Annotated in this window: 9 protein-coding genes and 1 pseudogene; 5 read left to right on the forward strand and 5 right to left on the reverse strand. The window is 53.5% G+C overall.

Features of this window, described 5'->3' with window-relative positions:
- Positions 1–1,018 precede the first annotated feature (1,018 nt).
- Positions 1,019–2,845: a hypothetical protein gene (locus IFT47_RS27060; RefSeq protein WP_192175139.1), complete on the forward strand. Its 1,827-nt coding sequence runs from the start codon at positions 1,019–1,021 to the stop codon at positions 2,843–2,845.
- On the forward strand, positions 2,832–3,878 hold the full coding sequence (locus IFT47_RS27065) for a ComEC/Rec2 family competence protein (protein ID WP_192175140.1): 1,047 nt from the start codon (positions 2,832–2,834) through the stop codon (positions 3,876–3,878). The genes IFT47_RS27060 and IFT47_RS27065 overlap by 14 nt, the downstream gene beginning before the upstream one ends.
- A gap of 260 nt (positions 3,879–4,138) precedes the next feature.
- Here the strand turns inward: IFT47_RS27065 and IFT47_RS27070 are convergent, their stop codons facing one another.
- The 4 genes from IFT47_RS27070 to IFT47_RS27085 form a co-directional block, all read right to left on the reverse strand.
- Positions 4,139–5,875, reverse strand: a complete 1,737-nt coding sequence (locus IFT47_RS27070; protein WP_192175141.1) for a hypothetical protein — start codon at positions 5,873–5,875, stop codon at positions 4,139–4,141.
- A gap of 572 nt (positions 5,876–6,447) precedes the next feature.
- Entirely contained in the window at positions 6,448–6,657 is a 210-nt protein-coding gene (locus IFT47_RS27075) for a KTSC domain-containing protein (protein WP_192175142.1), read from the reverse strand.
- A gap of 8 nt (positions 6,658–6,665) precedes the next feature.
- Positions 6,666–8,537, reverse strand: coding sequence for an ATP-binding protein (locus tag IFT47_RS27080; RefSeq protein ID WP_192175143.1), 1,872 nt, complete (start codon positions 8,535–8,537; stop codon positions 6,666–6,668).
- Entirely contained in the window at positions 8,537–9,757 is a 1,221-nt protein-coding gene (locus tag IFT47_RS27085; protein ID WP_192175144.1) for an SIR2 family protein, read from the reverse strand. Before IFT47_RS27085 ends, IFT47_RS27080 begins: the two co-directional genes overlap by 1 nt.
- A gap of 866 nt (positions 9,758–10,623) precedes the next feature.
- On the opposite strand from IFT47_RS27085, the gene IFT47_RS27090 reads away from it, so the two are divergent.
- The 3 genes and pseudogenes from IFT47_RS27090 (at position 10,624) to IFT47_RS28460 (ending at position 13,689) form a co-directional block, all read left to right on the forward strand.
- Positions 10,624–11,553 carry a S66 peptidase family protein gene (locus tag IFT47_RS27090; RefSeq protein WP_192175145.1) on the forward strand — a complete coding sequence of 310 codons (930 nt, stop codon included), beginning with the start codon at positions 10,624–10,626 and terminating at the stop codon, positions 11,551–11,553.
- A 1,080-nt stretch (positions 11,554–12,633) separates the two neighbouring features.
- Positions 12,634–12,780: pseudogene (locus IFT47_RS28455) on the forward strand (HAMP domain-containing protein); the annotation flags it as partial.
- 204 nt (positions 12,781–12,984) lie between these two features.
- Positions 12,985–13,689, forward strand: coding sequence for a methyl-accepting chemotaxis protein (locus tag IFT47_RS28460; protein WP_407073273.1), 705 nt, complete (start codon positions 12,985–12,987; stop codon positions 13,687–13,689).
- Positions 13,690–13,877: 188 nt separating this feature from the next.
- On the opposite strand, the gene IFT47_RS27100 is transcribed toward IFT47_RS28460, so the two are convergent.
- Positions 13,878–14,443, reverse strand: a 566-nt coding sequence (locus IFT47_RS27100) for a transposase (protein ID WP_192176553.1), incomplete at its 5' end; no start/stop codon positions are given.

Genomic DNA, 14,443 nt, shown 5'->3' on the forward strand with positions numbered 1-14,443 from the left:
AACTGGTGCCCACTTAAATTTAAGTGCACACCATGTCCTGGCTTTGCGGGGCTGGGTAGATGACTTGGCCGGACGGATACGCTGCAGCCGCTGTTGAAAGACGTGAATCTCGCGAAGGGGGGACGCTTGATTTTTCGAAAGGCTTTGGTCACCTAATACAGTTACCTACACCCTGACCCAAGGAACAGCTGATAGATCGCTCGTTGTCTGGCGGCTTTCAGATGCGCAGCATCTCAATAGTATGACGTACAGTCGGTAATGATAAGAAATGGAAGACAATCAAAGAGACGCCCACTGGCTGGGTGAAGAGGACGCTTTACTGGCTCCTTCAATACGAGCGGCGCTCGGCATCCTGCTAGAGCGGGGTGACTGGACCTGGTGGCATGAGCCATCGCATACATTGACGGCGCTCAGTCGAGCCGTGCCACGCCACATGCCTGCAAAGTGGGGTGGGGATTCCAGTGTAATAGACGCAGATCAGTGGCTAGACCCTGGCCGAGCATTACGACTTGGTCTAGCTTTTAGTGAGCTTTTTGGGGAACGCCCACCGAAGATCAAGATAGTGAGATCTGTTTGGGGTTGGCCGGATAGTGAGCAGACAATGGGCTCAATCCTTCATGAACTATCAGTCTTGGTCGGGGCAGGTCGAGTGTTTCCAGAATGGGAAAGAGATCTCAGACCACGCTTTCCTTTTGTACCAAGGGTCGAGGGAGGCTTGGCCCTAGTAACTAGCCCACGTTTACAGCCAAATGGGGTTATTCTTGATCTGCAGCGCTACGCCGAGTGGAGTAACGACTCCAGAATCGCCGATATTGCGGTCTCGGATTCTGTTGATTCACTTCTGTATACCAGGGCACGCTTGGTCATTCTGTATGGACAAAGTTTCGATACCGCATTGGCCCGAGTCAGTCGTCTGCGAAGTGATCTAAGCGCTCAATGTGCCATACACGTAGAGTCAAACGAAAACGGTGTCGCGGAATGGCTACGACTTCTCTTCTACTCGTCTACAGAACTCGGTATGGATTTCGCGGATGCAATCGGGTATGCAGAGTCCAAGTCGGGTTTACGCGCAACAGTTCTCGCGTCCACACAGTCTTACTTTTTGAGTCGAGACGTTTTTTATCGTGAGCCAGCTGTCCAACTTCGAGACAGTGGCGATTACGAGTATCAAGGTATTCGAGACAGAAGCATTGCTTATCGGTTCGCAGATATCGACCCTAGGGAAAATTTGAGCGAAATTATCAATGCGCCACATCCACCAATTGAAAGAGTATTAGACGCAACGACGCTGCAGGATGGCATTAAAATTAAGCAGTGGCCCAAGATCGGGCTCGTTGATATAGATATAAATATTTGCGTAAAGACGCCATTGCGAGATGGATACACTCGCCCGTCATTCCCAGATGAACGAGTCGAGTGGCGTGGTGAGAGCAAGACCCTCCAAATTCACATGTTTGAACTGGGGCGTCAGCCAGTCACTCAATCGATGAGTCTGTCGAGAACGGGTGACTCGACCATTGCTTCTTTCAGACGAGAGGCTGGCCATACGGCGGTCGATCTGCGCTTCCTAGTAAGCGATGGTGCGCAGATTCTTCAAACGGCTCGCCTACAGACCGCTTCAGGTCAGACAATCAACTTTTTCATCGAAAACATCGTCACACCGGTACACCGTGAGAAAAAGAACTTTGGCGTCGCTCTATTGGTGAATGAAAGTCTAGGGAACCGTCCAAGTGTGACTTTTATTACCGATGATGGCTTGGCCATCTTTTCGCCCCTTTCGGACCACCAGATTGAGCTAGCACGTGGCAGCCTACTTCAGGCGCTAGAGCAAGCGGTCGCCAACCCCAAAGCGCCGTTAGAAAGTTTAATGATGAAACTGGCCAACCGAGGCTCACTACTTCAGAAAGAATTGCAATCAGTTGTCCCCAATTGGCCTGGAAGCCAAGGACGCGTGCAGCTTGTGACACAAAGTGATGCCTTTTTTCCGATTGAATATCTGTACGATGGACAGTTACCAGAATCACCTCGGGCGAGTCTTTGTGATGAGCGAGCAGGGTGTTTGCACAAGGGGCGTGAGATCAAAAATTGCAGCATCCGAAGAGCTGGGGAGCAGCTTTGTCCAATGGGTTTTTTAGGCGTTTCTGGAGTTATTGAACGGCATTCTTGGACGCCTGGAAAGGGGGCGGCGCTTTGGGAGCTCGTAGAAGGAGATAGGCCTAAGCGTCACCGAATAGGTGACTTGTCGAAGGTTGCGTTTGCTGCCAGCAACAGGGCTGACAAGTTCGCGGATACAGATGTTCTACCCCATCCTGTCGTCCGCATCGCAAACATAGAAACGTCACTTGATGTGAAAAATATTTCCGATTGGAAGGATTGGAAACTCCGACTCCAAGAGGATTCCCCATCGTTACTGTTGCTGTTGGTCCACCTAGATGGCGAAGTGGTCTACGTTGGCGACGACTGTGGTCTCAACCTAGGCTCTATTGGTACTCAGCATGTAGGGGGAGCATCTGTGGTTATCGCTATAGGTTGCACTTCAGGTCTTGCAGATATTCCTGGTGGAAGTCTGCCCGCCATTTTTCAGAGAAATGGTGCTCGGGTGGTCGTCGCGGCAATGACTAACGTGCTTGGTCGTCACGCCAATCGTGTCGGTAATGAACTGGCCGTGCGCTTGAAAAAGGCTGCGATAGCTCGGGAGTCGACCACAGTTGGGGAAATCATCAGCACGATACGCCGTGAGTTACTAGCCGATGGTTTGGCTTTAGGCTTGGCTGTGGTTGCGTTCGGAGACGCTGACATTGTGCTTGGAAAACACACAAAGGAAATCTGTTATGTTTCGTATTAGAGCTATTCAAGTTGAGCACGGTGATTCATTACTGATCAGTTATGGCGATGATAAGCGGCCACGCCATCTGCTGGTGGACGGTGGTCCTTCTGAATCATCAGAAACCTTGCTGTGCGTACTTAACGATGTTCGTGGAAACGAGCGACTGAAGCTTGAAGTGCTGGTTATTACTCATTATGACCTCGATCACATTCAAGGGGTGGTTAAGCTGCTAAACCAGCTGCCTGATTGGCTTGATATTCAGGAGATATGGTTTAACGGATATCACCATCTAAAACCTTCGGACATTCTGGGCTCGAGCGAGGGAGATGCATTGTCTAGGCTGATTCGTGCTCGCGGGCTTTCATGGAACACTAGTTTTCGGAAGGGTGAAAACGGCGAGGGGGGAGGGCGTATCATCCAGTCAAAACAGCCGATCACTCTGCCGGGAGGGCTCGAGGTAAGAGTCTTGTCACCAGATGAAGAGGGGATGGCCGCTCTCGCGGAGGATTGGCGCGATCCTAGATCACCACCGCCCGAGTTAGAATATGCCCCTGATGACCTCATGGGGCGCTCGGAGACCTGGCCACCGAAAAAGTATGCCGAATATGGGGCGAGTGCGTTCGTGTCTGATAGGTCGGTACCGAACAAAAGTAGTATTGCGTTGCTTCTCACATTCGAGAATAAGCGAGTGCTTCTCGGCGCAGATGCAGACAGTGATGTCGTCGAGGAAGGGTTCAAAATGCAATTTGAGCGCGGACTGCCAATTGATTTACTGAAGGTCTCGCACCATGGCAGCAAAGGAAATACGAACAAGGCTCTCTTAGATCTACTCGAGTGTGGAAGATTTTTGATCAGTACCAGTGGAAAAAAACACAACCACCCGGATCATGCTCTAATTGCTCGACTGGTTGCGCTCTATGACACCCCGAAAATTATTTTCAATTATTCTGCAGGCTGGCCGGGTAATTGGCAGAGAAGTCCCGCTAGCTGGCCTCCTTACGATGCGCAGTATCCGAATGATGGAGAAGCGTTCGTGGATGTTTTGCTTTAGCCCTGGTGCAGAAACGGCAGGAGAACTACTCGTGAAAAAAGGGGACAAATTTTCTTTTCATTAGCCTAGTTGCTGCTCCTCCCCATTTCATGCCACCCACTTCATGTGCTTGAGCAACAGCTAACTCAGACAACGGTTGGGATTGTCGCAGCGTTGGAACCTCACGCTGCGGCAGTTGGGGCTACCCGCTATGTCCCGCGTGCATAACCTTAAACACGAAGACCGCGGCCACCGGCTTCATACCTTATCCTCCTACTCGCTTAAGCCGGCGTTTGCGGCGGAGTGTGGTAGACCGATCCGTTATCTGAAGAACCCGACGTCGCAGTGTGATAGCTGGCGTCGTCATCCGAGGAATCGTCCACCGGCACCGGGGTTTGAACCTGGAGCGGGGCAGGTGCCGCCGAAGATGCCGACCCAGGGCGCACTGCCTCGCTGGAGGGGCCGCCGCTGATCGTGGGTTGCGCTTGTTCGCCCTTGAGGCTTGCCCGAGCACTGCCCACTCGAGACTTGGTAGAGGCGGGTGCCGAGTTCTCGGCATTCGTGATCCGGTTGCCGGTCAGGCTGGTTCGAGGAAGAGAGCCTGAATCTGACCCCGCGCGTTGGGACCGTTGACTGGACGGTCTGCTGACACGGCCTGGCTCTTCGCCAAGAGTCTCGGGAGCGTCGGCCAGGTCTTCATGCACGGATTGAGCGGTCTCGGTAGCGCCTGTCGTGGGTTCCGCCGTTGTCTTGCGTCGTGACTTAAAGTCGTCAACCAGCTTGTCCCCGACCGCCACACCGGCAGCGTTACTGCCGAACACGACCGAGCCGCCGACTGTATTGACGGCATGTTTTGCGAATGAGCTCAGGGCCGGGTGCTGCTTGCTCAAGGCGTTGACCGCAGCGCCTTTACCGGCTTCCAGTGCGGTGAAGCCAGCGGTCAGCGTGCTGACATTGGCGGCGCCGGAAGGTGTGAACGTGGCTTTGGCGGTTCTCGATACCGCCCCGAGCGGATCGGTTATCAGGGTGCGGCCGGCGTCCGCCAGACGTCCCACTCCATTAGCGAGAGGCGTACGGACGGTTTTCGCGTCCCGCAATGCCTTCAACGCGTCGATCCATTCGGTTTCCTGACTCAGGTCCTCTTTGGCTTCGGCATCTCTTCGTCCCAACAGCAGCGCGGGGCCACTGGTGCCTTGCTCGGTGCGCCGACTGTTGGCGAGGTACCCGGTGCCGGTCCCGGCAGCGAGTCCACCCGCAATGGCAATGGCTGTGTCCACAATGGGCTCGGCCTTCGGATTGATCGCCGCCACCACCGGGCCAACCACCGTCCTGATCCCGTTCCGGATCGTGAACGTCTGCGCCTCCTTGGCGTTCTGGATGGCCAGGTTCGCGGTGGTATCGATAGTCGCCAGCGCGGCATTCAACGACTCATGCAGTTTGTCCGCGGGCGCATGCAGGTAGTACGCGTCTTCTCGAAGCTTTTTAATGGAAGCGCCGCCAACCTGATCCATCGCGGATGCCGCCGCGAGTGAAATCGTCCCCAGTGCTGCCGCTTTTGCCACCGGGTTTTGTATGTTTGCCCCAATTCCCGTGATCACGGGAATGGCTGCCTGGAGCGACGACGCCACCGCAAACGGCACGCCGCCCGTTGTACCCGACACCATCGAAGCGTTGCGGTCCATCTTCTCGGCTTTTTCCATCAACGTTCCAAGCTCCTGGAACGAGATGTTCTCCTCCATCAGCTTGTTGACTCGGCTCTCGATGATTCGATCGATTTCTCTCTGGTGCCCCGACTCCGGATCCAGACGATCTTTGTAGGGCTGGAACTGATTGCTCACGTAGGTAGTGAGCAAATGCTTCATGCTTTGGGCTTGGTTCAGAGCCGCTGCGCTGACCTCGGCGGATTGGGGATGACCCTGCCCGACGGAAGCGTGGCCGGTGGCAGCAGTCGAGTTTGACCGTTGCTGAAGTTCGATGGAGGCGGAGGAAACGGGGGGTTGCTGGCCAGACACGCGCATTGGTGAGTCCTCTCTGGTTATTGGGATGCAGCACGACAGCACTGCTATCAAGGGTTGTTTTCCAGAGGGTGTGTGGCTGAGCGGGCTATTCCAGTTCCTGATGGGACCGCGGTTTTTGACGGTAGTGTTTCAGGGTCATGACGATTTCCTGTTCATAAAGAGACGTCTCAGCACAGCCCGGCGCAGTTTTGGTGTCATTACCCGCTCTCTTCAGGAATAAGGCAAGCCCGGTGATATCCATGCCCCGTCAGCTAATTCGCAGCTGCCAAATACAAAAGAACAACACATCAGCGATACCCCAAACCACGTGGCAGCTTCGCTACGGCAGCTATCTGCCAGAGGCAGTCAATCGCCATCTACAAGATGAAAGGCTACTTACAGCGTCCGCATAGTGCTCACGTTTGGCGCAGCGGCGCTAATCTTAATATATAGGGGGATGCGGTAATGAAGAGAGCTCAAGGATTCAGGGGGGACATTTTTGTTAGGACGCGGTGAAAACTCATTGCTAGAGTGAATGTCCGCGAACTTATTCGCATAGCCAGACGGAAACCCACTCTATATGTGAAGCTTATTCAGACGCGAGAATATCTGTACACGCCTTTAATATTTTCAGCGAGATAACCTCCAACCGAATCGGCGTTCACCAATCCATTGAAAGTGCCTTGGGGCACGTCAAAGTATTGGTAAAGCGTACCATTTTTAAACTCTACCTCTAAAGTTCCACTGTCTTCGTCGTAGCCTACAGATTCCACGTTTGAAGACGCTACTGGGATTCGTTCCATGATTACTCCTAAGGTTTTATCTTATTAATTCGAGGGTTCTGCGCTCGCCAAGTCTCTACCAGTTCTTCATAGTTGGGATTGTCCTCCATTTTTATTCCCCATCCACCAGGAGAAAGGGATTCGTCCATAGGGAGCTCATCGTAGACTATAGGATCCTGACTATCCGGCCGTCGATTTTTGGGCGGAGCTAGAATAGAGGTTCTCATAGGAAGTTTCACCGCCTCTCCCAAGACGATCGCCTCTCCGGTCCGTAAGATGGGCAACATGCTAGTCAATCCGTCTAGGTTATCTGAGAGTGCAGAGGTGATGTGTGCACGATCTGTCGAGTTGGTCAATCGAAGCGCAAAAAAAGTACCACATTGAGAAAGAATTGTAGGGTCAATTTCAGACGGACGTTGGCTGACGATCATTGCGCCGATACCGTACTTTCGCCCCTCCTTTACTATTCGCTGTACAATTTTAGAAGCCATACCTTTGAAACTGTCATTGAGATATATATGCGCTTCCTCCATGACAATTAATAAAGGGCGGTGTCTGCCACCCTGCGATAAGTTTCTAGCCCAAAAAAGGGCCTCGTACAGTATCCTTAATACCGCGCCTATAGTAGTTTGCAATATGTCAGGCGGTACGCCAGATAAGTCTAGGATAGATATCGATTTCCCGCCAATCCAGCTCTCAAGTAATTTGTCTAGGTCAGAAACTACTGCCCCGTCTGCTTTCGGCGTCCACTCTCCAGGACGAAATATAAAATCATATCTAGGTATTCTAAGTTTTGTGCCGAGCAGCAAAACATTTTTCCCGATGTTTAACGAGCCCGGGAGATAGTTAATTTTTTCCTCATTGGCCTCGGTAACGATATTCTTAAATATAGGAGGTATGCCAGCGGCGGGGTTTCCTTTTAGCTCATTGCCGGCGGGGTCAAGTTCATAGGCAATATTGTCCATCGGCTTTCCTGGACGGCCCTTGTAATAAGTCGCGAATGTTTCGATGAAAAGGTCGTACCACAGATGGTGAATGCTAAAAGGAATAGGCGAGTCAACGCTAACCGAATCAAGGGATGCCCCATTTTTTGGGTATTTTGCAATTGACACCGCTTTTAGTTTATGGACTCGCTCCATAACGACATTTTTTTCTTTTTCGTTGCTGAACTCCCCAAAGCTGATCTCGCATAATTCATCAAAGTTTAAAGCCCAGAATGGAATTCGCAACTCGCTTTCAGCGAGTTTGGACAACTTAGATGAATTTATTTTGAATATATCAGCCTTGTCTTTAAGTGCGGAGCCGTACTCTCCATGTAAGTCGAGCATGATAATTCGCGAAGAAGGGTATTTCTCTGTGTCGGACAGCGCATTCATAATGCTCGCTACCGTTGTTGACTTGCCAGATCCTGTCGTGCCGACGATGGCGGAGTGACGAGTGACTAGCTTATTGATGTCAATCAGGGCCGGTATAGATTCTGCGTTAGAGATGTGACCTAACTTTACAAAATATGGTCGATCTGGACGGCCATAAATTGTCTTCAGCTCTTTTTCGGATACTAAATGAACCTCATCCCCGATAGTGGGGTACTGTGATAGACCTCGTTGAAACGAACCATTTCGTTGTCCTTCCCCTACGAGCTGGATTCTCATCCATCTATTACCTGGATCGTCGATGCTATTCTTATTTTCTGGTACAGCGCTTGCGCCTACTTGACTGACAATTCCGAATAAATCAGAGAAGCCTATAGGTATTCTCACGAAACTCCCAATCTGCCCGACCCTATATCCCTGGCCGTCAATATATATGAAGCCTGTTAGTGACTGCTGGGATAATGAGATGCTTACTGCCGTCCCGTTAACATCTTGGACATCACCCAAGTAGGTTTCTTTGCTGGCCATCAACTTGCCCCTGACGCTGAGCCGATTATTCTTTTTAAAAAGCTAGTAAAGACAGCGAAGTCACCTAGTCTGATAATGTTCTCTGTCTTGTCTGATCCTTCTTCAATTTTTGCAGATGTAATGAATGCTCGGATATCCAGTTCAGTATCGTCATTTTCAGGAAATAGAGACCAACGCCCTGGATTAGTACCAATAATGGCTTTGTTGAATGTCCAAATATTCAAATTGTGCTGGTTTTTTGCTAATCGATATGCCTCAGGGTACTTTTCTTTCGCTACCCCTCCAGGAAGCTGATCCTCGAAATTTCCATACATCAGCGCCAGCACCATTGCAGTAGGGTTTGCTTTTAGGGCGTTTATTATAGTGTCGTTCAAATGGCCGTCATTAAATGAGTAGCCTGACATTATAAGTAATGATGACTTTTTTCGAATAAATCTATTAAGTTGGTCTATGAGTGCAAGATAAGGCATCTTACGACTCTCTTCGTATTTTAAGTGCGAGGGATATATTAGGTGAGATGCATCTTCTTTTATCTCCGAAGACCGATAGACCTTTTTTAGGCCGGACACTTCTTCTTTGTACCAGTTAATTGATCCGTGAATTTTCCAGAGTCTAGACCAGTGAGCAGGTATTAGATTGTCTTCTAGAGCTCGCAAGTCAAAAAAAGATCTCCGGGCACCCACGAATCCATCAAAATATTCGACCTCAAGATCCTCAAGTGATTGTTCCATAAGTAAGTCGTAATTCGTGGTGAATATTTCGACAGGAGTTTTTCTGTCAATAGAACGTATCCATTTACATAGCTGGTGATATGGGGTCTCGTGATTTGGAAGCGCTACGTCGATCTTTTTTACAATAATCTTACAGATTTTCTTTTCAAGATCTAAAAGGCTTGACTCACTTAAGCCTCTGACGTCTCCACCTTTAGATACAGTTAACAGGCTTCTTAAGAAGCTTAGTGTGTCTTCTATGTTTTCAGGGTTACGTTCTGCCTTGATTAACTCAGCCAAAAGAATTTGATATTGAACGTCTTGCGTCAATTGGTTGTTAATGAATTTAGTAAGATTTGCTACATCAGGGATTAAAGGCCATTCATCGTTCGGCATACTCACTGAGAGAGGGCATCCAGCAGATAAAAAAAAGCCGATTGATTCACTATCTTGTGACAAAGATTGACGAAGATATTTTAGATGCCTAACAGGGTCATGAAAGCCTTCCATGTAGCCGTTCTCCCCTGAAATAAGTGTTTTGGCGTGGTCACATTTTCAGAGGGGCGTAACATTGGCTTCCCGCCTGATAATTCCCTGCTTAGGTGGAACGTATCAGGCGCCCAAACTACATACAAGCGTTTTCAGCGCCGAAACTATCTCGCTCAGTCATAAATCCGAAAACGCGTGAGTTTGTTGACACATGGGAGGCTTAGGAGGTGCCTGATGCAAGGTTAAAAGCTCCGAATGTTGGAGTAATCACCATCAAAGACACGGCACTCATCGGTAGTCTGAAATGACCATTGGTCGCCTCGCCACCGCCGGTATAGGAGAGCAATTAACGTAGGTGCATGGTGTTGAGCAGGCCCTAAACGCCTCAGTGCGCGGTTTGTCACCGTTCACCAAGTCAGTTAGTAGCCCCTTGGACACGCAAAGCCAACAGGCTTCTTCTGCTTTTAGTGGACGTAGTCGATCATCCGTTTCCGGCCGATTCTTGCGCTCCGTGAATGGCGGCTTTTGGGCAATAGCTCCCAATCACATAAACCCGATGCGCCGATGGTCCGCACGTCAGCGAAACATCAAGGCAGTATTGACTCTTAATTGTCGGTCGAGCACGCGCATTTTTAGAGTTGCTCATCGGCGGCGGTCATGCCGGTATTCGCTCCCCCGTATGTCTCCCCCCATTAAAGCCGCAAGCTGCGAACCCGCGATAAACGATACGGGATCGTTGATTCTTCAAAATTCTCTCTAGCGGGCACCCACCAATTCGCAGCCACGTCACCTGCCGGTCCTACCCAGTACGCCAGCACCCCCCACTAGATTCACTCCCCCCACTGCTCTACATTGCACCATCACCAAACACCCGCCGAGCCTCAAAAATGCCTGCCTCCCGCCCAACCCTCCACCCCCAACCGCTCCGCGCTGGCGACGCCGTAGCGCTGGTGTCCCCAGCCGGCCCGGTCGCCGAAGCCCGGGTGGAAGCAGCGGTACGTGAACTCACGTCCTGGGGATTACGCCCCCGCGTCTACCCCCACGCACTGGACAACATCGGCTTCCTGGCAGGCACCGACGCCAATCGCATTTCCGACCTCAACGACGCCCTGGCCGACCCCGAAGTCCGCGCAGTCCTCTGCAATAGGGGCGGCTACGGCGTTCAGCGCATCCTCGGCCAACTCGACTACGACGCCGTACTCCGCGACCCGAAACTGGTAGTCGGCTTCTCGGACATCACCGCCTTGCACGCCGCACTCTGGACCCACACAGGTCTCGCCACGGTTCACGGCCCGGTGGCCGCGCAGCTGGAAAAAGGCGGCATCTTCGCCAGCACGCTCAAGCAGGCATTGATGAGCACCGAGCCTTCCGTCATTCACGCAGATCCATCAGAACCCACCTTCACCGTGCGCACGTCGGGGACGGTGGAGGGCGTCTTGCTGGGCGGCAATCTGAGCATGCTGAGCACCTGCGTCGGCACGCCGTTCATGCCGGATCTGGAAGGCGCGATCCTGCTGCTCGAAGACGTTGGCGAGTTGGCGTATCGGGTTGACCGCAATATCACTCACCTGCTCAATTGCGGGATTCTGCAACGACTCGGCGGTATCGCGTTGGGTCAGTTCAGCGAGCCCGGTCACGGCAATAACCCGATCCGGCCGCCCGATGTTTTGATCGAGCGTCTGGGCGATCTGGGCATTCCGGTCCTTGGTGGTCTGTCCATCGGACACGGCGACCGCAATCTGGCGGTGGCGTTGGGCAGTCATGCGGTGCTGGATACCGAGGCGGGCACGCTGACCGTGGCCCCGGCCACGCGCTAGTACGACGATCACCGTTCTGTAAGCGACCTCGCTCTAGCTATTTGCCATCATTCTGACGTCAAGACCTTGTTTTGCCCCGTGGGCATTGCGAATCTTCACGGATATTGTTTGGCCTCGCGCGGATGGCCTTGCCATGTGCGCCCTCAAGCTGTGGAGCGGAAACTGATGATGTCGGCCGTGAAGACGCGTTTCGCCAATCTGGGGATGGCCAAGAAGCTGGGCATCGGGTTCGTGCTGGTGTTGCTGTTGACGGCGCTGGTCGCGGCCATCGGGGTCTGGTCGCTGCGCTCGATCAGTGCGCATTTCGACAGTCTGAAGGCGATGACCGCGCTCAACAGCGATGTGAATCGCGTGCGGCTGCTGGAGCAGGATTACGCCTTGCACGGTGATCCGAAAGTGGTCGATCAGGTTCACGCCGGGCTCGATGGTTTGAATGCCCAGGCGGAGCAGCTCAAGGCGGGCGCGCCGATCAACGAGCAGGTGATGGGCCAGGTGCAGCAGGCGCTGGCGGCCTATCGCGCGTCGTTTGACGAGTTCGTCAGCATCAGTCAGAGCAAGGACCTGGCGCTGGAAATGGCCAGCTGGTCGGTGTCCAGCGTCGCCAATAACCTCGACGTATTGCAGGCGGGGCTGGCCGATGATGGCGCCTACACGCTGAAAGATTCCCAGGGCCAGCAGGGCGCGGAGTTCATCGAGCAGGCCGGTCAGGTCAGCCAGGTGTCCAAACTGATGATGCAAGCCATGGACGAGGCCCGGGTGCGCCTCGACAAGAGCCGTAAGACGGGCTCGGGCGAGGAGGTCAAGACCGGCAAGATCGAGCAGGCGGTTCAGGCGCAGGAACTGGCCGAGCAGCTCAAGGGCGTGATCAAGGACGCCGGTTACCTCACGGTGCTGACCGAGGTGGGCGGGCACATCAGCAATTTCAGCGACAAGCTCAACGAATACACCGGGCTGCTGGAATCGGAAGCGAAGATCACGCAACAACTGGCGAGCAACGCCAAAATCGTCGTGCAGCAGGTCAACCAGGCTTATGACGCCGAAGGCCAGTCGATGCAGAGCGAGTTGCAGGCCAACTCGATGATGATCATCGGTTCTTCCGTGCTGGCGCTGGTGGTCGGGCTGATCGCGGCGCTGGTGATCACGCGCCTGATCGTCGCGCCGCTGCGCAGCGTGATCGCCACCGCCCAGCGGATTGCGGCCGGCGACCTGAGCCGCACCGTGAATGTCACCCGCAAGGACGAAATCGGCCAGTTGATGCAGGCGATGCAGCAGATGGGCGCCGGCTTGAGCACTATCGTCAGCGGGTTGCAGGCGGGCATTGAACAGTTGGCGACGTCCGCCCATTCCCTGTCGGCCGTGACCGAGCAGACCAATCTGGAAGTCAGCAGCCAGAAGGAAGAAACCGAGCAGGTGGCGACGGCGATGAACCAGATGACCGCCACCGTCCACGACGTTGCACGCAACGCCGAAGAAGCCGCGCTCGCGGCGCAGACTGCCGACGACAAGGTCGATTCGGGCCAGGCCGTGGTGCGCCAGAGCATGCAGCGGATCGAACAGTTGGCCTCGTCGGCCAGCTCCGCCAGCGATTCGATCGAGAACCTCAGCGCGGAAATCCAGAACATCGGCACCGTGCTCGGCGTGATCAAAAGCGTCGCCGAGCAGACCAATCTGCTGGCACTGAACGCCGCCATCGAAGCGGCGCGGGCGGGGGAGCAGGGCAGGGGCTTTGCGGTGGTGGCCGATGAGGTCCGCGCGCTGGCCAAACGCACGCAACAGTCCACGGAAGAAATCGAGCGGTTGGTCAGCCGTCTGCAAAGCGGTGCCCAGGCGTCGGTGGTGCAAATCCGCAGCAGCGGCGAGCTGGTCAAACTGGCGGTGAGCGATGCGCTGCAGACCGAGAGCGCGCTGGGCAGCATTGCCGCGGCCGTGTCGATGATTCAGCAGATGAACCAACAGATTGCCGCTGCGGCGGAAGAGCAGAGTTCGGTGGCGGAAGAGATCAACCGCAGCGTCACCAGCATCCGCGCCAGCGCTGATCAGTCCGCGCTGGCGATGCAGGGAAACGCGGCTTCCAGCATCGAACTGGCGTCGCTGGGGTTGGAATTGAAAGGCATGGTCGGGCATTTCAAATTATGAGTCGGGCTTGCAAGCCATGCTCCGCTGCTCAGCCGGAGGATGATCCCGCGCCTTTGCAGTTCAGTCGTCGCTGAGGTCCACCCCCGAACCCGGTGTCCAACGTGCAACCTGTAGATGATCCCTATCGTCCAGACAGCCGCGCTGTGGCGCAGTAAACACAATTCCTGTGGGAGATTCTATGGTTGTCATCAAGCCAAAATCCCCCCTTTCGGTTGATATTCGCTTTGGTTTTTCATCAGGGAGAACGCGATCCGAGCGAGTTTACGGCCGAGCATGACAAGCACCTGGGTCGTCGCTTTTCCGCTGCCCAGGTGTTTGTTGTAGAACGCTTTCCAGGCAATTGATCGGCTCGCCGACATAGCGGCGTTGTGCAGTAATCGGCGAACTTCCGAGCACCCTCGCTTTGTTAAAGATCTTCGGCCGTTTTTTTGGCCCGAGTCGCTCACTCTTAGGTCCATGCCCAAAAAAGCGATGAAAGAGTCGCCGCTGTTAAAGTCGCCTCGGTTATATGCCATGACCAAAGCAGTTGCGGTCAGAAAACCGATACCCTCGATCGCTTGGCAACGTGCCACTTCTTCAAGCAAACCGGCTTCTCGCAAGACATCTTTGAGGTTTTTCTGAACGAGCAGGTCCAGGCGCTCAACCGATTTGAGAAAAGTGGCGAACACGGCTTTCAAACTGGCGTCATTTGCCCAGCTCTGGGTCAGGCTGGTTTTGGCCTGAACCAGCGAAGCCCTGCGCCGCAGAAGGCTTT

The organism is Pseudomonas sp. CFBP 13711 (assembly GCF_014842265.1).
Classification (GTDB): domain Bacteria; phylum Pseudomonadota; class Gammaproteobacteria; order Pseudomonadales; family Pseudomonadaceae; genus Aquipseudomonas.